The organism is Bdellovibrio sp. HCB-162, assembly GCF_047344985.1.
Lineage (GTDB): Bacteria > Bdellovibrionota > Bdellovibrionia > Bdellovibrionales > Bdellovibrionaceae > Bdellovibrio.
Genome location: NZ_CP178861.1, coordinates 3870686 through 3889402, shown reverse-complemented (window position 1 = coordinate 3889402; position 18717 = coordinate 3870686). Strand labels below are relative to the sequence as shown.

Here is an 18717-nt window from a genome sequence, read left to right as displayed (position 1 = left end):
CAGATTCCCCTCAAGTGCAGGGTCCTCTTAACAAGGGGAGCTGAAGTTTTCAACAGTTGACCTTCTTGCCGCAACGTGCTTTATTAGTGCCCCACGTATCTAGTTGTGAACAACTTTGTGGGGATACATATATAGGTGTCACTGACGTCATTTAGCGTCGTAAAAACATTCCGGGGAGAAGAGTAATGAAACGTACATACCAACCATCAAATAAACGTCGTAAAACTACACACGGTTTCCGCGCTCGTATGGCTACAAAAGCTGGCCAAGAAGTTCTTAATCGTCGTCGCGCTAAAGGAAGAAAGCGTTTGACGGTTTCTACAGGTGGAAAATAGTTCTCCACACGTAATCAAGCGAAGCTCTGAATTTCTCTCTCTAAAACAAACGGGAAAAAGATATTGGCCTACAAAATGGTTGCTTCTGAATTATCAGAAGAACTCTGTAGGTCAGTTGCGTTTTGGGGTAACGGCAAGTCGAAAAATCGGCTCGGCTGTTGTTCGAAACAAACTTAAACGTTGGGTGCGAGAATATTTTAGGGCTTCTCTAGTGGCGGGAAAAACTATTGAAGCCGACATCAACATCATCTTTAAACCTATGGATGCCAACTTTTACAAAGGCCTCGCGCATGAGGAATTTGTCAAAGCTTTGGATCGGGGTTTGGAAGTTCTACGAAAAAACATTTAAGACAGTTCTTATGTTTTTCGTAGCGGCTTACCGAACCTTGGGGACTACTCATTTGGGTGGTTCTTGTCGCTTTGAACCCAGTTGTTCTGCCTACGCTGTTGAAGCTATCAAAACTCATCACACACATAAAGCTCTGTGGTTAATCACCAAAAGAGTATGCAAATGTCGTCCGGGTGGGCCTTATGGCTATGATCCGGTCCCTGGAGGGAAAATCGATGCAACAAAAGAATGACAACCCATCCTTCTTTGATCCGAAAACTATTATTGCTGTGGCTGCGGTCGCCCTCATTTATTTCGGATGGCAGACGTACTTAGGAAAAAAATATCCTAACTACAACAAACCAAAAGACGCGCAAACTCAAACAACACCGGCAACCGAAGCTGCGAATCCTGCAGCCGCTTCAAGTCCGATCGAGACAAAATCTTCTGAAGTTGCTACGGCTCAGGCCGCTCAAGAACAAAGCTTCAATTTTTCTAACGACAAAGTTTCTTTCACTCTTACAAATCGCGGAATGGGTCTTAAAAACTTCACCGTGAATAACTATCAAGATAAAGAAAAGAACAATATCAAGCTCGGTGCTTCCGATATTGATGGTCTTTTTGAAATGCGTTGGGCAGGGGATGTAAAACCTCTTCTATTCAATGTGACAGAGCAAGCTCCGGGTCACTTTGTTGGAACAGCTCAGGTTGGTGAAACAGTTGTAAAAAGAGAATTGAAGTTCAATGCGGAAAATTCTTCTTTTACAAACACAGTAACGGTGACAAATCCAACTGAGGAGTTCAAAAAAGGTTTCTCTTTGATGATTCCAGAGAAGATCCACGTAAAAGGCTCTTCTTCTATTTTCTTCCCATCTTACGAACACCAAGACTTCTTCGTGATTCATAACGGTGGAAAGCATGAAACTGTGAACTTTAGCGGTGCTAAAGAAAACATTTCTAAAGACTTCACGTCGACTTCGATCCTTTCTGTCAGCTCTCAATATTTCGCAGCTGCGATTCTTGATAAATCAGACATCATTCCTGATGTTAAAGTCGCTTCGTCTGTGAATGATAAAACAGCTTTGGCTGAGTTGGTTTATAAACCAGTGCAAGTAAAACCAGAGATGAATTTCTCTGAAGTTTTGTATGCAGGTCCTAAATCAATCGACGCTTTGAAAGCTGTTGATCCGGAACTAGCGAACATCATCGACTTTGGTTTCTTTGGATTTATCGCAAGACCATTGTTGTACGTGATGAAGGCCTGCCACTCTGTTGTTGGCAACTGGGGTCTTGCAATCATCATGTTGACTCTTCTTGTTCGTCTTTGCGTTCTTCCTTTCAACATCATGTCTTTTAAATCAATGAAAGCGATGCAAAAGGTTCAACCAATCATCCAGTCTTTGCGTGAAAAGTACAAAGACGATCCAATGCGTTTGAATCAAGAGATGATGGCTGTGATGAAGCAAAACGGAGCAAACCCAGTGGGTGGTTGCCTTCCAATGTTGCTTCAGATTCCAGTGTTTTTCGCTCTCTATCGTGTGATCGGTTCTAGTATTGAACTTTACAATTCGCCATTTGCGGGTTGGATCCATGATTTGAGCGCACACGATCCATTCTATGTATTGCCAATTTTGATGGCGGTCTTCATGTTCATCCAACAAAAGATCACTCCATCAACTATGGATCCTACACAAGCAAAAATCATGGCGTTCTTGCCAGTGGTCTTCTCATTGTTCATGTTGCAATTGCCATCAGGTCTTACACTTTACATGGTTGTGAGCACTTTGTTCGGTATCATTCAACAATACTTGATCATGAGAGAAAGAAAGCCGTCTGTACCAGTGAAGGCAGCGAAAGCTTAAGCCACCACGCGGGCAGTGAGCGCAGGATGCTGGAGCGCCTGTGGCGCGCAAGCTGGACTTGTTCCGGTTTTATAAAGACTCCAGAGTTTGATTTAATTTTAATACCTAGGAGGTAACATGGGTTTTTTCAGTAAGCTTTTCGGGGGGAAAAGCAAGGGTGCTAATAGTGAAGTAGAAGCACTTGTTCAAAAGACCTTAGAGGGGATCATCGAGAAAGCGCAATTCGACCTTACTTTCGATATCAAAACAGAGAAAGAAGAAGACGGAAGCGCAACTTTGGCTGTTGAGTTCAACGGTGCTGACGAAGAGATCTTGAAAGATAAAAAAGGTCAAATGTTGGACGCTTTCCAACTTTTCCTAAAACGCGTGATCCAACACAATTTCCCAGATGACAAAACAAACGTCACAGTGGATTGCGGTGGCTACCGTGATGAATCTGCAAATGCTTTGATTGAGCGCGCAGAAAATCTAAAAGCCATTTGCATCGAACAAGGTAAGTCCGTGTACTACCGTGCTTTGCCTCCTAAAGATCGCAAAGTTGTTCACCAATACTTGGCAAAAGATCCACGCGTAAAAAGCCGCTCACTAGGTGATGGCCTTTACAAGAAAATTAAAATTTATCCAGCAAAAGGACAATCTCAAGGAAACGCTTCCGAAGAGACTATGTCCAACGACTAAAAAAGACGGCGTATCTTGAGAATAAAGATATGCTTTGCTCTGACGCCCAGGAAGGGCGGCAGAAAGGCCGCACAGGATGGCCACAACAACTCAAATTCCGAGAGCTGCTGTGCAAGGCAATAAAAAGGAAAGTTACTATGTATCGTGGAGATCGTGATCAAGACACTATTTGTGCGGTCTCCACTCCTCACGGAGTGGGTGGAATCTCTGTTATCAGAGTGAGTGGTCCAAAAACTCTCTCTTTCGTTTCACAAATCTGCAAATTTTTGCCTGAACATCCTGAATCTCATAGGGCGTACTTTGGATCTCTGAAAGATCTTTCGTCGCACGATGAAATTGACGAAGTTTTAGCAACGTACTTTAAGCACGGAAAATCTTTTACCGGAGAAGAAGTCATCGAGATTTCTTGTCACGGAAGTCCTGTGATTTGTCAGAGTATTTTGCATCAGCTTGTTCAATTAGGAGCGCGTCCCGCCGATCGCGGTGAGTTTACTTATCGTGCATTCATGAATGGAAAGCTCGATCTTGTTCAGGCTGAAAGTGTTCTTTCATTGATTGAAAGTCAAAGTCAGCAAGCTGCAAAGCTCGCTCTTCGCCAGCTGAAGGGTTCCGTCTCTCAAAAATTGGAAGACATTGAAAATGATATGACTTGGATTTTAGCTCATGCTGAAGCCGGCATTGATTTTTCAACAGAAGGAATCAAGGTTGTTGAAAACGACATCGTTTTAAATCGTCTCGATAAAATCGAGAAAAGCCTGGAAGAATTAGTTGGAACTTTTAAAGTGGGTCGTCTTTTGAAAGACGGTTTCCGCGTGGTTCTCACAGGCCTTCCGAATGTAGGTAAATCGAGTCTTCTGAATTTATTCTTAGAAGATGAAAGAGCCATCGTCACGGACATCCCAGGAACCACTCGCGATGTGATCCACGGGGACACAAGTTTTAAGGGTGTGAAGTTTACATTCTTAGATACGGCCGGTCTTCGTGAATCTGTGTCAGATCTGGTTGAAAAAATCGGGATTCAAAAAAGCCGTGAAGCGACGGGGGAATCTGACTTTGTTTTCTTCGTTTTTGACGTGGAAAAAGGCCTTTCTGCTGAAGAAATCGCGATTCTAGACGGTTTAGACCCACAGAAAACCTATATATTAGCCAATAAAACAGACCGTTTACCTCAAACTCCTGAGGTTTTCGCTGTTGAAGAGGCTTTACAAAACAGTAAATTTTTCCAAAAAATCGGGGACTTAGAGAGCTTCCGTAAAAGAAGAGTGTTCTTTGTGAGCGCTCTTGATAAAAAGGTGCGTTCTCGTGTCCTTGAAGATCTAGTGAAGGAATTCGGCGATTTGCAGTTGGAAAATACCGTTCTTATTTCCAACTCTCGTCATCTTGAAAACCTTACGCGAGCTCTTGAGAACACACGTCGTTCAAAGTCTGTTGTGGAAGATGGATTGGGTGAAGAATTCTTAGCTATTGAATTCAAAGAAGCCTTGATCGCTATCCAAGAAACTTTGGGCAAACGATTCGATGATCAAATCATGGATCGTGTTTTTAAAGAGTTTTGTATCGGGAAGTAATATGAACACAAAAAAGTATGATGTGATTGTCGTCGGGGCAGGACATGCAGGCGTGGAAGCTTGTTTGGCATCCGCTCGTCTGGGCCTTCAAACTTTGATGGTGACTTCAAATATCAATCGTATTGCTTACATGAGTTGCAACCCTTCCATCGGTGGACTTGCTAAAGGCCACATGGTTCGTGAAATCGATGTGCTCGGCGGACAAATGGGTATTGCGGCCGATGAAACTTGCATTCAATATAAACGCTTAAATTCTTCCAAGGGTCCCGCAGTTCGCGGCACTCGCGTGCAAAACGATAAACATCTTTATTCGCAATTTCAAACGGACGCTCTTAAAAATCAGCCGAACCTAGATTTGCTAGAGGGCGAAGTAAAACGTCTGATCTTAGAAAAAGATCTGTGCGTGGGTGTGGTTCTTCAAGATGGTTCAGAAGTTTTCGCAAAAGCGACAGTTATCACAACCGGCACTTTCATGAACGGTGTTATGCACATTGGTCTTCGCCAGGAGGCGGGTGGCCGTGTGGGTGACAAACCTTCGATCGGTTTGTCAGATCAATTGGCGCAATTTGGTTTTGAGGTAAAAAGATTAAAAACGGGAACTCCGGCGCGTCTTCATAAAGACAGCATTGATTGGTCGAAGACAATTCCTCAAGGTGGCGACGAAAAGGTTTATCCTTTTAGCTATCGTTCCTCTGAGAAGTTAAAACTTCCGCAAGTTCTTTGTTATCTCACTCGCACGTCAGAAGAAACGCATGAGATTATTCGTAACAACTTAGATAAGTCTCCGATGTTTTGCGGGATCATTGAAGGCACGGGTCCTCGGTATTGCCCTTCGATTGAAGATAAGATCACTCGCTTTGCTGATAAAACAAGTCATCAAACTTTTTTGGAACCTGAAGGCCTTAACACCGACTTGATTTATCTTCAGGGTATTTCGACAAGTTTGCCGGAAGAAGTTCAGGATCAATTTCTAAAAACAATTCCGGGCCTTGAGAACGTAAAAGTCGTTCGTTACGGTTATGCCGTTGAGTATGACTATATTGAGCCGACACAAATCTGGCATCGCTTAGAAACAAGAACGATTCGTCAGCTTTTCTTGGCAGGACAGATCAACGGAACTTCTGGTTATGAAGAAGCGGCTGCTCAAGGTTTTGTCGCCGGAGTAAATGCAGCTCATAGTATTTTAGGTCGTGATGAATTTATCTTGGGTCGCGATGAAGCCTATATTGGTGTGTTGATTGATGATCTTGTGACAAAAGGAACTCGCGAACCTTATCGCATGTTCACGTCTCGCGCAGAACACCGTTTGGTTTTGCGAGAAGATAATACTATCGACAGGTTAGGTGCTATCGCACAAAGAATTGGTATTGTCTCTGAAGCTTCAATGGAAATTCTTGCGAACCTTCAGGCGAAACGTAAAAACTTGCTTGAAAGACTGCGCACAGAAAAGATTTATCCAACAAAAGATGTGCAAGAGTTGCTCGCGACAATTCCGACTCCAGAATTAACAAAGTCTTTAACATTCGAAGAGTTGCTGCGCCGACCTGAAATTTCTTGTTCACATTTAGAGATGTTTAAATTCGCAGTCGATGCGGATCCAAATATCAATGAACCTGTTGAAATTGAAGTGAAGTACTCGGGCTACGTGAAAAGACAGATGGAACTCATCAATCAATCCAAAAGATTGGAAGAAATGGTGCTTCCGGAAGATCTTATTTATGCAGATATCCGAGGTCTTTCTAATGAAGAGAGAGATAAGCTGCAACGCGTTAAGCCACGTACCTTAGGCCAAGCTCAACGCATCAGTGGTGTTAATCCTTCTGCAATTCAGGCTATAATGATCCATCTTAAAGGTCACAAAAAAATCAAGGAGATGGGGCTTGAAGGACAACAAGGAACAGGAAGCGCCGATAATATTCTACCGCATTGATGAGTGGTTCCCGGATCTAAGTCCTGAGGTCAAGACTCGACTTAAGACCTATCACGAAGATTTGATCAAATTTAACCGCACAGTGAATCTCATCACCCCAAAAACTGTTTTTGTGGCTGATGCCCTTCACTTTGCGGATTCGATTCTGGCTTCTCGCACGATTTACAAATCAAATCCTTCTATCGACAAGATTTACGATCTTGGAAGCGGCAATGGATTTCCGGGTTTGGTTTTCGCCATTCTATATCCGCAAGTGCAGGTGGTTTTAGTCGAAGTCGATCAGAAGAAGTGCGAGTTCCTCCGTCATATGGCAGGAATCCTCGATCTTAAGAATGTGACTGTCGAAAATAAAAATGCCGATGCTTTTCCTGACGGTTCACTTAAATTTGTGATGGCTCGAGGACTTGCTTCCATCTCCAAGGCGATTATGCTTGCACGCAAGACTGTCGCTAAAGGTGGTATTTTCTATCATCTTAAGGGAGAAGAGTGGGGCATTGAAGTAGGAGAGATTCCGACACAGCTTTGTTCTATTTGGAGCCCTTCGCTTGTGGGGGAATACAAACTTCCTGTGGGTGCTGTGAAGTTTGCGGTAGTGAAAACAGACAAAATTGCCTAATGTTCCACGTGGAACATCATTCATGACCCCCGGCCGGCGGTGCGGGGGTTTTTTCTTGTCCAAAACCTGTTTCTTTCATGCGTTCTTTTACATCCCAGGCTTTTTTGGCATTTCGGAGTTTCTTTTCGGTCTGATAAGACTCCCACTCTTTGGGATCGGGCCATGTTTCGCCCTTTTTGAATGCCTGCATATAGGATTTCTTAGATAGTTTTTTACGGGCCTCAATCTTCAGTTCTAAATACTGTTTTTCTTGTTCGAGGCGAATGATTTTGGCTTTTGATTCATCGACACGCTTTTGTGCGTATTTGATTTGTCCTGTTTGGGGAACGACATCTTTTAAAGTCTGCTCGTGACCCGCGAGAGTTTTCTTTTCATTCTCAAGGGCTGAAGAAGTCGCTGCAAGTGAAGCTGTTAGATCAGAATAAATAGGATCTTTTAGCTCCGGATGTGGATCGGGCTTGTTACATGCTGTGAGTGCAAAAAGAATGATGGTTACGCTGAGTAGTCTTCTAAACATAGTTGTTCCACGTGGAACATCGGCAAATTGAGAGAAAAACATAAGGTGTGGCGCGAAAAACTAGTCTTTATTCTTGCAAGTTTTTCGAAAAAGGCAGAATTTTGAATCTCAAGGAGGAAAAATGGCAAAAACGATCTGCATAGCTAACCAAAAAGGTGGTGTTGGTAAGACAACGACGTCTGTAAACCTCTCCTCAGCGCTGGCTACTCTCGGAAAAAGAGTTCTTTTGATCGATATGGATCCTCAAGGTAACGCTTCAAGCGGCTTGGGTATCAAAAGATATGAAAGCCAAGACTCGAATAGCTACCACGTACTCATCGGCGAAAAAACATTGGCCGAGGCTACTCAAAATACGGCGAATCCAAACCTAAAAATTTCGACAGCGAATCCTGACCTTGTTGGTGCAGAGATTGAGCTTGTTGATATGCCGCAGCGTGAATATCGTCTTAAACAGGCGATTGCAACGGTGGCTGATCAATATGATTTCGTATTGATTGATTGCCCTCCATCTTTGGGTCTTTTGACTTTGAATGCATTGAATGCGGCGGACAGTTTCCTTGTGCCTCTTCAATGTGAATACTATGCCCTTGAAGGTTTGAGTCAGTTGCTCAATACAGCAGGGCTCATCAAAAAGAATTTGAATCCTCAATTACATATTGAAGGAATCGTTCTTACGATGTTTGACGTTCGTAACAACCTCAGCCACCAAGTTGTGACTGAGATTAAAAATCATTTTGGCGATAAAGTTTTTAACGCCATCATTCCAAGAAATGTACGCCTCAGTGAGGCACCAAGCCACGGTCAATCCATCCTCGAATACGACAGCAAATCCGTTGGCGCGGTTAGATACTTGGAGCTAGCAAAAGAAGTTGTGGCTCGTTCAGAGCAAAAAACAACGACGGAAGCGGCTCCGCAGACACAACAAAGCGCTTATGAAGGGGAAGTAAATGTCTGATTTTGCTGTTGAATCTTCGAACAAAAAGAAAGGTCTTGGCCGTGGATTGGGTTCGCTTTTGGGTGGACCAGCTCCGACGGAAATTCCTACGAAAGCTCCTTCACAAGCAGCAACTAATAATAATGTTAATACAGCATCGGCTCCTACTGTTTCAGCGAGCTCTCAACAAGCGACACCCGTCGCCCCTCCCGTAGACCCTGAGAGCAAAATCTGGAAAGTAGGAATCGATAAGCTTTCTCCGGGCCAATACCAGCCGCGCCGTCAATTTGATAAAGAGCCTCTTCAAGAGCTGGCTCAGTCTATTAAAGAGAACGGAATTCTTCAGCCGATCGTGGCTCGTCGTACGACTTCTGGAAAATTAGAAATCGTAGCCGGTGAACGTCGTTGGAGAGCAGCTCAGCTTGCCGGCCTTCATGAAGTTCCAGTTATCCTTAAGAGTTACGATGACAAACAAGCGTTGGAACTTGCTATTGTTGAGAATATTCAACGTGAAGATTTGAATCCGATTGAAGAGGCAGAAGGTTATTCACGCCTTATTTCTGAGTTCAAATTGTCGCAACAGCAAGTGGCTGAAAAAGTAGGTAAGGATCGTGCGACAGTGGCGAATGCTGTTCGTCTTCTTTCTTTGCCGAACGAAATCAAAGAAATGATTTCTGGAAACGAATTGTCTGTAGGTCATGCAAAAGTTCTTTTGGCTTTGCCTGAACCGAAGAAACAAATCGAGTTCGCGAAAAAAGTGATCAACGAAAAGATTGCTGTTCGTAAACTCGAAAAAATGGTGCAGGCCGTTGTAAAAGGTCAAGACGATAAAGAAGAGGAAGCAGCGGGCTTTGACTCGAATGTCACTCAACGCCTGATCTCAGGTCTAAGCGATGAGCTTCAAAAAATGCTCGGCACCAAAGTGAACATTGATTATTCCAATTCAAAGGGTAAGATCAGTATTCATTTCTATTCAGACGATGAACTTACTAATTTAGTAGATAGGCTTAAAGAAGGATGGCAGTAGCATTTCCTCCCTCATTACAAGAAGATCTCCTCTCTGGTCATGTCACAGCGATTCTTGACCAGGGGACGCATTTCGAAGGAAAGCTCAGCTTCGAAGGCACCGTGCAAATCGGCGGAGACTTTAAGGGGGAAATCTTTACTAAGGATACCATCGTTATCAATGAGGGTGCGTCTGTGACCGCCCAAATTGAAGCCGATACTATTGTTATTTCCGGCCGGGTTGAGGGAAATCTCTTTGCCCGCCGCAGAGTTATCATGCACCCACCTGCTGTGTTTAAAGGCACAGTAACATCTCCTAGTTTACGTATCGATGAAGGAGTTGTCTTCGAGGGTGCGTCCTACATGCCTAAGTCTTAGGCAGCAACATTATCAACTAGAAATTCGCCTTGACCGTCCATTGCCCAGCAGGTAAATCCGAAGCTCAAAAACTAGTAGGGATTTCAACTAAATGGACATTTTTGGACAATTAGGTATTAATACCACCGCAGCCTTTCAGTTCGTACTATTTGCTATCGCTTTGATCTTTTTGAGCAAAGTTGTATTCGCACCATATGCGCATGCACTCGATGAGAGACAAAGAAGAACTAAAGGGGGCGAAGATCTCGCTCTTGAATATCAAAATAAATCCGTAGAGTTGCACAGTGAATACGAGGTTAAAACTCGTGAACTCAACAGCCAAATTAAAGCGGTTGTTGATACTGCAAAGTCTCAAGCTAATAAAGATTATGAAGCGATGGTTTCTAAGGCTCGCACTGAGGCTGAGAAACTTGTTCAAGACAATCGCACAAAAATCACTTCTGCAGTTCAAGCAGCATCTGCTGATTTGAAATCTCAAACAAATGCAGTTGCAATGGCGATCACAACTAAGTTGTTAAAATAAGAGAGTAAGACATGAAGTTGCTTTTGAATCTATTTATTATCTTGGCTCCTGCGCTTGTGATGGCGGCAGGTGGTGAGCATGGTGCTGCACACGGTGAAGCCGGTGTTCCTAAAGTTGTTCTATATCAATTGATCAACGTAACAATTCTTGTTGTTGGTCTTGTGTACTTCACAAAAGACAGCATCGTTGCTTTCTTCTCTGGAAGAAAAGCGGCTTACCTTGAAGCGGCTCAAAAATCAGCGTTTGCTCGTGAGCAAGCAGAAAAAGAATTCGTCGACATCAAACAAAAGATTTCGAATCTTGATGCCACTCGTGAAGAAGCTTTGAAGAAAGCTCATGCACACGCGGAAGACATGAAAAAACAAATCATGGATGAAGCTCAAGACGTGACAAAACGTATTCGTGAAGACGCTGAATTGACGGCGAAGCTTGAAGTTCAACGTGCACAAAAAGAATTGCGCGCGCAACTTTTGAAAGACTCAATGGAAGCCGCTCGCATCGTGATGACGAAAGATCTTGGCTCTGCTGATCAACAAAAACTTCAAAAAGATTTCGTAAACAACGTGGGAGTGTAGGCCATGGTAAGTGAAGTTTCTAAAAGATACGCGAAGGCCCTTCTTGCTGTAACAAAACAAAAAGGCATCCACGCAAAAGCATTTGCTGAATTGCAAACTCTTGCAAAAGGTTTCTCTGAAGATGCCTCTGTAAAAAATTATTTTGCTAATCCAATGATTTCTCCAGACCAAAAAGTAGCGGCTGTAAAAGCGGCTCTGACTGGTAAAGGGGTTTCTGAAGAAGTTCTTAATACATTGGTTCTTCTTGGTGAAAAAGGTCGTTTGGAAATCCTCGATCAAGTTGCTCATGCTTTCAGAGATCTTTTGGATCTTGAAGAAGGTGTAACTCGTGGAGTGGTTCGCTCTGCTCAGCCTCTGTCAGCTGATGCGCAAAAAGAGATCGAACAAAAGATCAATAAGGTTTTAAACAAGAAGATCGTATTGACTTACGAACAAGATCCGAAACTTTTGGGCGGCGTTGTTGCTCAAGTGGGCGGATGGACTTTCGATGACAGCATCGATACGCACTTGAAAAAATTGAATGAAGAATTAAACAGGAGAGCCAACTAACAATGGAAACACAAATTCGTGCTGACGAAATCAGTCGTGTTCTCAAAGAACAAATCAATCAATACAACAAAAAGATTGAAGTAAGCGAAACAGGAAGCGTTCTTTCCGTAGGGGACGGTGTTGCCCGTATTTACGGTCTTGAAAATGCAATGGCGGGTGAGCTCGTTGAGTTCCCAGGCGAAGTATTCGGTATGGTATTGAACCTTGAAGAAGGTCACGTGGGCGTGGTTATCTTCGGTGAAGACCGTCACATTAAAGAAGGCGACACTGTTAAGAGAACAAAGAAAATCGTTCAAGTTCCAGTTGGTGAAGCTCTTCTTGGTCGCGTAGTTGACGCTCTTGGAAACGCAATCGACGGTCGTGGTGCTATCAACACTCCTCACAGCCGCGTCGTTGAATTGAAAGCTCCTGGTATCGTTTACCGTCATCCAGTTGAAGAACCTCTTCAAACAGGTATCAAAGCGATCGACGCTCTTGTACCAATCGGTCGTGGCCAACGTGAGTTGATCATCGGTGACCGTCAAACTGGTAAAACTGCTATCGCGGTTGACACTATCATCAATCAAAAAGGTCAAGGCGTTCATTGCTTCTACGTAGCTATCGGTCAAAAACAATCGACTGTAGCTCTAGTAGTTGAAAAATTGCGTGCAGCTGGTGCTCTTGAGTACACAACTGTTATCGCAGCGAATGCATCTGACCCAGCTCCACTTCAATTCTTGGCTGCATACTCTGGAACAGCTATGGCTGAATACTTCCGTGATACTGGCAGACATGCATTGATCGTATACGATGATTTGACGAAACAAGCTCAAGCTTACCGTCAAGTTTCCTTGCTTCTTCGCCGTCCTCCAGGACGTGAAGCGTATCCAGGGGACGTATTCTATCTTCACAGCCGTTTGCTAGAGCGTGCATCTAAATTGTCTGCTGATAAAGGTGGCGGTTCATTGACGGCCCTTCCAATCATCGAGACTCAAGCGGGTGATATCTCTGCTTACATCCCTACAAACGTGATCTCTATTACTGACGGTCAGATCTTCCTTGAATCAGACTTGTTCTATAAAGGTATCCGTCCAGCGATCTCTGTAGGTAAATCAGTATCGCGCGTAGGTGGTGCAGCTCAAATCAAAGCGATGAAACAAGTTGCCGGTTCAATGAAACTTGAACTTGCTCAGTTCCGCGCGATGGAAGCTTTCGCAGCGTTTGCTTCTGACTTGGATAAAGCAACTCAACAACAGTTGGCGCGTGGTCGTCGTTTGGTTGAAGTTCTTAAACAAGGTCAATACTCTCCTGTAAAAGTTGAAGAGCAAATCGCGATGATCTTCGCAGCTTCTAACGGTTTTGTTGATGCTTACCCAGAGACAGACGTTAAGAAATACGAAAAAGAAATGATCGAGTTCTTGAAGAACAAGCACTCTGAAATTCTTAAAACTATTTCTGAGAAAAAAGCGATTGCTGACGATACTAAAAAGGCGCTTTTGGCGGCTCTTGAAGAGTTTAAAGCTGTATTCCAACCTTCTACTAAGAAGTAATTTGGTGCTAAATGGCTAGCTTAAAGGATATCCGGGCTCGAATTGAGTCCACAAAAAACACCCAGCAGATCACGAAAGCGATGAAGCTCGTGTCTGCTGCAAAGTTACGTAAGGCGCAAAATAACATCGTTAATATGCGTCCTTATGCTTTGACTTTGCGTAAGGTGATTGCGGATATCGCTGTGACAAACAAAGTGTCGCATCCGTTGATGGAGAAGAAAGAACAAGTGAAGAATGTTTTGCTTGTTGTGATTACTTCTGATCGCGGTCTTTGCGGCGCTTTCAACAGCAATATCAACAAATTCACTGAAAACTATATTAAAGAAAATAAAGCGAAGCTCGAGAAAATCGACTTCATCTTTATCGGTCGTAAAGGTCATGATTACTTTGCGAAGAGAGATATCAAAGCCGTGGATTACATCACGAAGCTTGATAAAGATATCTCTTACGAGTTGGCTTCGAAAGTCGCCAACCGCGTGATGGAAGATTACCTTGAGGGCAATTACGACGAAGTTCGTATTGTTCATAACCAATTCAATTCCGCGATTTCTCAAACTGTAGTTTGCGAAACAATCTTGCCAATCGATATCGGCTTGACGACTTTCAAAACTGAAAATGAGAAGGCGAATGAATTTGCTGTCGATATGATTTTCGAACCAGCTCCAGAGAAGATCATCAAAGAACTTCTTGAAAAGCATTTCGATCTTCAAGTTTACAGATGTATGTCTGAGTCTGTTGCCGGTGAACATGGTGCTCGTATGAGCGCGATGGAGAACGCGACAAACAATGCGCGTGACATGATCAACAAGCTCACGTTGACGTACAACAAATTGAGACAAGAAAAAATTACTACAGAATTGACTGAAATCGTATCTGGCGCTGAAGCGCTTAAATAGGGGAGCTGAATAATGGCATTCGGTAAAGTAAAACAAGTAACTGGTCCCGTAGTGGACGTAGAGTTCGAAGGCGGAGAACTTCCTGCGATCAACTCTGCTCTTCGTGTAACTAATAAATTTATCTCTGACGCTGAAATGAACCTTGTTCTAGAAGTTGCTCAACATTTGGGTGACAGCGTAGTTCGTACTATCGCGATGGACCAAACTGAAGGTTTGGTTCGTGGTGAAAAAGTAAAAGCGACTGGCAACATGATCACAGCTCCTGTAGGTCGTGAGGCTTTGGGCCGTATCATCAACGTTATCGGTGAACCGATCGACGAAATGGGCCCAGTAAACGCAAAAGAACACTGGGGCATCCATAGATCTGCTCCGAAATTCGAAGACCAAGCAACTTCTGCAGCGATGTTGATGACTGGTATCAAAGTCGTTGACCTTCTAGCTCCTTACGCAAAGGGTGGTAAGATCGGTTTGTTCGGTGGTGCGGGTGTAGGTAAAACAGTTCTTATCCAAGAATTGATCCGTAACATCGCTACTGAGCACGGTGGTTTCTCTGTATTCGCGGGCGTTGGTGAACGTACTCGTGAAGGAAACGACTTGTGGCGTGAAATGAAAGAATCAGGCGTTATCTCTAAAACAGCGCTTGTATTCGGTCAGATGAATGAACCTCCTGGAGCACGTGCGCGTGTTGCTTTGACTGGTTTGACAGTTGCGGAATACTTCCGTGACGTAGAAAACCAAGACGTTCTTTTCTTCGTTGATAACATCTTCCGCTTTACTCAGGCGGGTGCCGAAGTGTCTGCACTTCTTGGCCGTATCCCATCTGCCGTTGGTTACCAACCAAACTTGGCGACTGAAATGGGTGCTTTGCAAGAGCGTATTACTTCTACTAAGAAGGGTTCTATCACTTCCGTTCAAGCGGTTTACGTACCAGCGGATGACTATACGGATCCAGCTCCTGCAACTACATTTACTCACTTGGATGCAACGACGAACCTTGACCGTGATATCGCTGCTATGGCGATCTTCCCTGCGGTTCATCCGTTGACTTCAACTTCTCGTTTGCTTGATCCTCAAGTTATCGGTGAAGAGCACTATAAGTGCGCTCGTGACGTTCAAGCTTTGTTGCAACGTTACCGTGAACTTCAAGATATCATCGCGATCTTGGGTATGGACGAGTTGTCTGAAGACGATAAACTTGTTGTATCTCGTTCTCGTAAAATCCAACGTTTCTTGTCTCAACCATTCTTCGTTGCTGAGCAGTTCACTGGCTTGCAAGGTAAATACGTTGATATCAAAGACACTGTTAAAGGTTTCCGCGAGATCCTTGACGGTAAACACGATGCTCTTCCTGAGCAAGCGTTCTACCTTGTTGGAACTATCGAAGACGTTATCGAGAAAGCTAAGAAGCTACAGGCGTAATCCCTGTAGCCTTGGAAACGCAGGCTTTGCGGCCTGCGCTTGAAAGGTAGAGATATGTTTAAATTAACTATCGTGACTCCAGAAAGACGTTTACTCGTCAACCAAGAGGTTGAAGAAGTAACTGTTCCTGGCTTCAAAGGAGAACTCAACATTCTTCCTGGTCACGCTCCATTGATCACAACGCTTGAAACAGGCGTTATGAAATGGAAACTAAAGGGTAAAGAAAAGCAAGACACGGCTGTTATCAGCTGGGGTTATTGCCAAGTCAGCCCCGAAGGCGTGAACGTTCTTGCGAACATCGCAGATCTTCCAGAGGAAATTGATATCCAAGCTACGAAAGAATTCTTGGCTGCTTCTGAAAAGCGCATCATGAATGAGCTTATCACTGATGAAGATTGGACAGAATTCCAACGCGAGTGGGCTCGGGCAAGAGCGAAACTCGACGTGGCTGAAGGCCAAGCTAAGAAGTAATTCTTAGATCCATCTAGAAAATTATGAAAAGGCTCTCTGAAAAGAGGGCCTTTTTTGTTTCGACAATTTACCAAAGAAAGGCGTACGAACCAGAAGAGTCGTTGAGGATTTCTTCGAGGTGTTGGGCGATCTTTTTTCCGGAATCGACGTGATTAAAATAGAGCTGAATCACTCGCAGATACCCCTTTTGTTGTGGCATCAGACGAGGCGCTCCTAAGTTTACGACGATTAAATTTTTCTTTTCTTGAGCAGGTAGCGATTTGAGCAAGGCTGCTGTTTTTGGGCCTGTGATCGCAGCAACGGTGAGTGCGCAATTTTTCTCACGCATCCATTCCTGAACTTGTTCCTTGTCGAAAGCGCCTGTGAGTAGTTTCACGTCGACGTGTTTTTTCGAAGACCTTTTGAATGAATCAATGAAGGCTCTTGATGGAGCTGCGACACAAACGCGGCTAATTGAAGCGGGTTTGCGTTTCTTCGTTTCCTTTCCTGGAAGAGATTTCGGCAAAAGGTTTGTTTTTAAGTTTTGATCCAAGATATTGGATTCAAGTTCACTGTAGTCTTTTGATGTGAGTTTTGGGCCTTGCAAAAGAGACAGCTGTTTTGGGTCGCGACGATACAGATTCGCAAACGCTTTTACTGTTAGAATGCGATGAAGTTTTTGATCAAGTTCGTTTTGATTAAGCTCACCTTTTTTAACGGCGTTTTTTACATATTCAAAGGCTCTGCCTTGATCAGCAAAGGACCATGTGAGCATCACAATGTCAGCTCCAGCTTGAAGAGCGCGCAGGGCGGCTACTTCGGGTCTTAGAAGTTGTTTTGATCCCTGCATTTGTAAATCATCGGTAACAACAAGACCTTTATATTTTAGTTCTCCACGCAAAAGCTCTGTGGATATCTTTTTGGAAAAGCTCGCAGGCTCGCGAGTGTTGTCAAGAGCAGGGTAGATCAGATGAGAAAGCATTACGGCCACGCGATCTCCCAATGAAGAATACGCTTCGTAAGGTTTTAAATCTTTTGCTTTTAGCGACTCAAGCGACGAGGTGTTTTGCACAACACTGACATGAGGATCGGCTTTTAAGTTTCCAGTTCCGGGAAAATGTTTTGCTGTGGGAATCACGCGGGCTTTTAATAAACCTTTTGAATACGCAACCCCAAGCTCGCCCACAAGACGAGGATCTGCACCAAAAGACCTGACGCCAATAAAGCTTGTGCTTAATGGATCGGTGACATCAAGAACGGGTGCGAGATTCATATTGAAACCCACTTCGCGCAAGAAAAGACCTGTTTGATAACCCATTTCCTCTGCAAGAAGCGGAGACTGCGTTTGCCCCAATGCTAAAGCATTCGGTGGAGCTGGTGTGATTGGAAGGCGGGAGACCGAGCCACCTTCTTGATCAATCGCAATCAATGGTGGAAGTTTTGTATGCTTATAGCTTGTACGGTAAAGCGCAAGATTCAAGTCGCGGATCTGCTCACCAGAAGAAATATTTCTTTTAAACAACAAAAAAGAACCGGGCTTGTAATCGGCGATAAATTTTTCTAAGTCAGGTGAAATGTTTTTTTGCGGAAAGCCCACAATAAAAAGTTGACCGACCTTTTCTTCCAAGGTCATTTTTGCAATCTTTTGATCGATAATTTGCGGGAGGTTGGTCGGGGTAGCTAGCACAAGGTGGGGAAAAACAAATATCAGAAGAGTTATGCTCAAAATCTTAAGAATTTCCCTGATATAATTGCTCATATTGGTAGAATATCATTCGGCCCTTTACGGGGTAGACGAGATTTGAGAGACAGCATGAAATTGCACCAAAGTCTTAAATCAAAAGTTTGTATTATCTTAGTGAGCCTGTGTTGCTCGTGCGCCTTTGCGCAAGACGAAGACACAGAGGGCATGGTGGCAGTTCCGCCGGAACAAACTCCTCTTGTTGAAGTTCAAGTTCGGCAAGATAACTTGGCTCCTTATAAAGACCGCCGAGAAGATCATGGGATTTATTTCGGCCTCGACTACGAAGGTCTTGATCTTAAAAATTATATTTCCACTTTAGATAACAAATCTTACGAAGAACTTTTCGGAACGGATCCAATTCCCCTTATTCATTTAAGCCTGGATTATAAATACAACTTCGTTCTGGGCTCTCTTGCATTGGGTGTGGATTTTGGAAAAGGAAGTATTTCGGATAACATGAGCGGCAGCGATCGCACGCTTGATGTAACGAAGTATGGCATTGGATTAAAGTACACCATGGACATGCTTTTCAACGAACCGTATGTCGCTCCCTACGTTGGAATTAATTTTTGGCAGATGGGTCTTTCCGAGTCCTCTCCGACGGATTCTTTTTCTGCAACGACACAAATGGGTTACAACTACACGATTGGATTCTTGCTTCAGTTGGATTGGCTTGATTACGATACGGCCAAAAACACGACGTTCAATTGGGGCCTTGAGAATACTTTTATCGATGTCTACGCCACTCAGTACGCGAAAACGAGCGCAGAAGATGATCCCAATACGGAGACGGATTTTCTTTATGGTGCGGGTCTTCGTTTAGAGTTTTAGAGGTACGCCGTACTTTTTTGTAACGCGGTATAGACGCAAAAAATCCCCTG

Annotated in this window: 21 protein-coding genes; 19 read left to right on the top strand and 2 right to left on the bottom strand. The window is 43.8% G+C overall.

The genetic code is table 11. The annotated features are described in order from the left end of the window. The first annotated feature begins 185 nt into the window (after nucleotides 1-185). The 8 genes from rpmH to rsmG all read left to right on the top strand — a co-directional run bounded on the left by rpmH (nucleotide 186) and on the right by rsmG (nucleotide 7317). A complete protein-coding gene (rpmH, locus tag ACLSSO_RS18780; RefSeq protein WP_011166211.1) occupies nucleotides 186-335 on the top strand; it encodes a 50S ribosomal protein L34 in 150 nt (49 codons plus the stop codon). Then, nucleotides 325-684 (top strand): ribonuclease P protein component, encoded by a 360-nt coding sequence (gene rnpA, locus ACLSSO_RS18775; protein WP_413943711.1) that lies wholly within the window; start codon nucleotides 325-327, stop codon nucleotides 682-684. The genes rpmH and rnpA overlap by 11 nt, the downstream gene beginning before the upstream one ends. Then, entirely contained in the window at nucleotides 599-916 is a 318-nt protein-coding gene (gene yidD, locus ACLSSO_RS18770) for a membrane protein insertion efficiency factor YidD (protein ID WP_367276367.1), read from the top strand. Before rnpA ends, yidD begins: the two co-directional genes overlap by 86 nt. Beyond that, nucleotides 900-2525 (top strand): membrane protein insertase YidC, encoded by a 1626-nt coding sequence (gene yidC, locus ACLSSO_RS18765; RefSeq protein WP_413943710.1) that lies wholly within the window; start codon nucleotides 900-902, stop codon nucleotides 2523-2525. Before yidD ends, yidC begins: the two co-directional genes overlap by 17 nt. A gap of 117 nt (nucleotides 2526-2642) precedes the next feature. Then, nucleotides 2643-3203: a protein jag gene (locus tag ACLSSO_RS18760; RefSeq protein WP_295901227.1), complete on the top strand. Its 561-nt coding sequence runs from the start codon at nucleotides 2643-2645 to the stop codon at nucleotides 3201-3203. Nucleotides 3204-3340: 137 nt separating this feature from the next. Continuing rightward, nucleotides 3341-4771, top strand: coding sequence for a tRNA uridine-5-carboxymethylaminomethyl(34) synthesis GTPase MnmE (gene mnmE / locus ACLSSO_RS18755; RefSeq protein WP_295901226.1), 1431 nt, complete (start codon nucleotides 3341-3343; stop codon nucleotides 4769-4771). Nucleotide 4772: 1 nt separating this feature from the next. Next, nucleotides 4773-6701, top strand: coding sequence for a tRNA uridine-5-carboxymethylaminomethyl(34) synthesis enzyme MnmG (gene mnmG / locus ACLSSO_RS18750; protein WP_295901225.1), 1929 nt, complete (start codon nucleotides 4773-4775; stop codon nucleotides 6699-6701). Beyond that, a complete protein-coding gene (gene rsmG, locus ACLSSO_RS18745) occupies nucleotides 6652-7317 on the top strand; it encodes a 16S rRNA (guanine(527)-N(7))-methyltransferase RsmG (RefSeq protein WP_295901223.1) in 666 nt (221 codons plus the stop codon). Before mnmG ends, rsmG begins: the two co-directional genes overlap by 50 nt. A gap of 16 nt (nucleotides 7318-7333) precedes the next feature. Here rsmG and ACLSSO_RS18740 read toward each other — a convergent pair whose 3' ends face one another. After that, a complete protein-coding gene (locus ACLSSO_RS18740; protein WP_295901222.1) occupies nucleotides 7334-7834 on the bottom strand; it encodes a hypothetical protein in 501 nt (166 codons plus the stop codon). A gap of 121 nt (nucleotides 7835-7955) precedes the next feature. Here ACLSSO_RS18740 and ACLSSO_RS18735 point away from each other — a divergent pair, with 121 nt between their 5' ends. From ACLSSO_RS18735 to atpC, 10 genes are all read left to right on the top strand, one after another. Beyond that, nucleotides 7956-8789 (top strand): ParA family protein, encoded by an 834-nt coding sequence (locus tag ACLSSO_RS18735; protein WP_295901220.1) that lies wholly within the window; start codon nucleotides 7956-7958, stop codon nucleotides 8787-8789. Beyond that, a complete protein-coding gene (locus tag ACLSSO_RS18730; protein WP_295901218.1) occupies nucleotides 8782-9795 on the top strand; it encodes a ParB/RepB/Spo0J family partition protein in 1014 nt (337 codons plus the stop codon). Before ACLSSO_RS18735 ends, ACLSSO_RS18730 begins: the two co-directional genes overlap by 8 nt. Next, nucleotides 9786-10151 (top strand): bactofilin family protein, encoded by a 366-nt coding sequence (locus ACLSSO_RS18725; RefSeq protein WP_295901217.1) that lies wholly within the window; start codon nucleotides 9786-9788, stop codon nucleotides 10149-10151. The genes ACLSSO_RS18730 and ACLSSO_RS18725 overlap by 10 nt, the downstream gene beginning before the upstream one ends. 91 nt (nucleotides 10152-10242) lie before the next feature. After that, nucleotides 10243-10674: an ATP synthase F0 subunit B gene (locus ACLSSO_RS18720; protein ID WP_413943709.1), complete on the top strand. Its 432-nt coding sequence runs from the start codon at nucleotides 10243-10245 to the stop codon at nucleotides 10672-10674. An 11-nt stretch (nucleotides 10675-10685) separates the two neighbouring features. After that, the gene (locus ACLSSO_RS18715) at nucleotides 10686-11249 is read left to right on the top strand and encodes an ATP synthase F0 subunit B (RefSeq protein WP_295901215.1); all 564 of its coding nucleotides are present in this window, start codon (nucleotides 10686-10688) and stop codon (nucleotides 11247-11249) included. Nucleotides 11250-11252: 3 nt separating this feature from the next. Continuing rightward, nucleotides 11253-11798: an ATP synthase F1 subunit delta gene (gene atpH / locus ACLSSO_RS18710; RefSeq protein WP_295901214.1), complete on the top strand. Its 546-nt coding sequence runs from the start codon at nucleotides 11253-11255 to the stop codon at nucleotides 11796-11798. Nucleotides 11799-11800: 2 nt separating this feature from the next. Beyond that, a complete protein-coding gene (gene atpA / locus ACLSSO_RS18705; RefSeq protein ID WP_295901213.1) occupies nucleotides 11801-13327 on the top strand; it encodes a F0F1 ATP synthase subunit alpha in 1527 nt (508 codons plus the stop codon). An 11-nt stretch (nucleotides 13328-13338) separates the two neighbouring features. Next, nucleotides 13339-14223, top strand: a complete 885-nt coding sequence (gene atpG, locus ACLSSO_RS18700; protein ID WP_295904291.1) for an ATP synthase F1 subunit gamma — start codon at nucleotides 13339-13341, stop codon at nucleotides 14221-14223. Nucleotides 14224-14235: 12 nt separating this feature from the next. After that, nucleotides 14236-15642 carry a F0F1 ATP synthase subunit beta gene (atpD, locus tag ACLSSO_RS18695; protein WP_295904289.1) on the top strand — a complete coding sequence of 469 codons (1407 nt, stop codon included), beginning with the start codon at nucleotides 14236-14238 and terminating at the stop codon, nucleotides 15640-15642. A gap of 54 nt (nucleotides 15643-15696) precedes the next feature. Then, a complete protein-coding gene (gene atpC, locus ACLSSO_RS18690; protein ID WP_295904287.1) occupies nucleotides 15697-16113 on the top strand; it encodes an ATP synthase F1 subunit epsilon in 417 nt (138 codons plus the stop codon). A 67-nt stretch (nucleotides 16114-16180) separates the two neighbouring features. Here atpC and ACLSSO_RS18685 read toward each other — a convergent pair whose 3' ends face one another. Beyond that, nucleotides 16181-17725 (bottom strand): glycoside hydrolase family 3 protein, encoded by a 1545-nt coding sequence (locus ACLSSO_RS18685; RefSeq protein ID WP_295904284.1) that lies wholly within the window; start codon nucleotides 17723-17725, stop codon nucleotides 16181-16183. Between the two features lie 180 nt (nucleotides 17726-17905). On the opposite strand from ACLSSO_RS18685, the gene ACLSSO_RS18680 reads away from it, so the two are divergent. Continuing rightward, the gene (locus ACLSSO_RS18680; RefSeq protein ID WP_295904282.1) at nucleotides 17906-18667 is read left to right on the top strand and encodes a hypothetical protein; all 762 of its coding nucleotides are present in this window, start codon (nucleotides 17906-17908) and stop codon (nucleotides 18665-18667) included. Nucleotides 18668-18717: the final 50 nt, after the last annotated feature.

Excerpts from the sequence above, each read along its gene's own strand:
- ACLSSO_RS18730 (WP_295901218.1), top strand. The coding sequence starts at position 8,782 with ATGTCTGATTTTGCTGTTGAATCTTCGAACAAAAAGAAAGGTCTTGGC.
- yidD (WP_367276367.1), top strand. The coding sequence starts at position 599 with ATGCCAACTTTTACAAAGGCCTCGCGCATGAGGAATTTGTCAAAGCTT.
- mnmG (WP_295901225.1), top strand. The coding sequence starts at position 4,773 with ATGAACACAAAAAAGTATGATGTGATTGTCGTCGGGGCAGGACATGCA.
- rpmH (WP_011166211.1), top strand. The coding sequence starts at position 186 with ATGAAACGTACATACCAACCATCAAATAAACGTCGTAAAACTACACAC.
- ACLSSO_RS18720 (WP_413943709.1), top strand. The coding sequence starts at position 10,243 with ATGGACATTTTTGGACAATTAGGTATTAATACCACCGCAGCCTTTCAG.
- atpA (WP_295901213.1), top strand. The coding sequence starts at position 11,801 with ATGGAAACACAAATTCGTGCTGACGAAATCAGTCGTGTTCTCAAAGAA.
- ACLSSO_RS18685 (WP_295904284.1), bottom strand. The coding sequence starts at position 17,725 with ATGACCTTGGAAGAAAAGGTCGGTCAACTTTTTATTGTGGGCTTTCCG.
- atpC (WP_295904287.1), top strand. The coding sequence starts at position 15,697 with ATGTTTAAATTAACTATCGTGACTCCAGAAAGACGTTTACTCGTCAAC.
- mnmE (WP_295901226.1), top strand. The coding sequence starts at position 3,341 with ATGTATCGTGGAGATCGTGATCAAGACACTATTTGTGCGGTCTCCACT.
- ACLSSO_RS18715 (WP_295901215.1), top strand. The coding sequence starts at position 10,686 with ATGAAGTTGCTTTTGAATCTATTTATTATCTTGGCTCCTGCGCTTGTG.
- ACLSSO_RS18725 (WP_295901217.1), top strand. The coding sequence starts at position 9,786 with ATGGCAGTAGCATTTCCTCCCTCATTACAAGAAGATCTCCTCTCTGGT.
- ACLSSO_RS18740 (WP_295901222.1), bottom strand. The coding sequence starts at position 7,834 with ATGTTTAGAAGACTACTCAGCGTAACCATCATTCTTTTTGCACTCACA.
- ACLSSO_RS18760 (WP_295901227.1), top strand. The coding sequence starts at position 2,643 with ATGGGTTTTTTCAGTAAGCTTTTCGGGGGGAAAAGCAAGGGTGCTAAT.
- atpG (WP_295904291.1), top strand. The coding sequence starts at position 13,339 with ATGGCTAGCTTAAAGGATATCCGGGCTCGAATTGAGTCCACAAAAAAC.
- yidC (WP_413943710.1), top strand. The coding sequence starts at position 900 with ATGCAACAAAAGAATGACAACCCATCCTTCTTTGATCCGAAAACTATT.
- atpD (WP_295904289.1), top strand. The coding sequence starts at position 14,236 with ATGGCATTCGGTAAAGTAAAACAAGTAACTGGTCCCGTAGTGGACGTA.
- atpH (WP_295901214.1), top strand. The coding sequence starts at position 11,253 with ATGGTAAGTGAAGTTTCTAAAAGATACGCGAAGGCCCTTCTTGCTGTA.
- ACLSSO_RS18735 (WP_295901220.1), top strand. The coding sequence starts at position 7,956 with ATGGCAAAAACGATCTGCATAGCTAACCAAAAAGGTGGTGTTGGTAAG.
- ACLSSO_RS18680 (WP_295904282.1), top strand. The coding sequence starts at position 17,906 with ATGAAATTGCACCAAAGTCTTAAATCAAAAGTTTGTATTATCTTAGTG.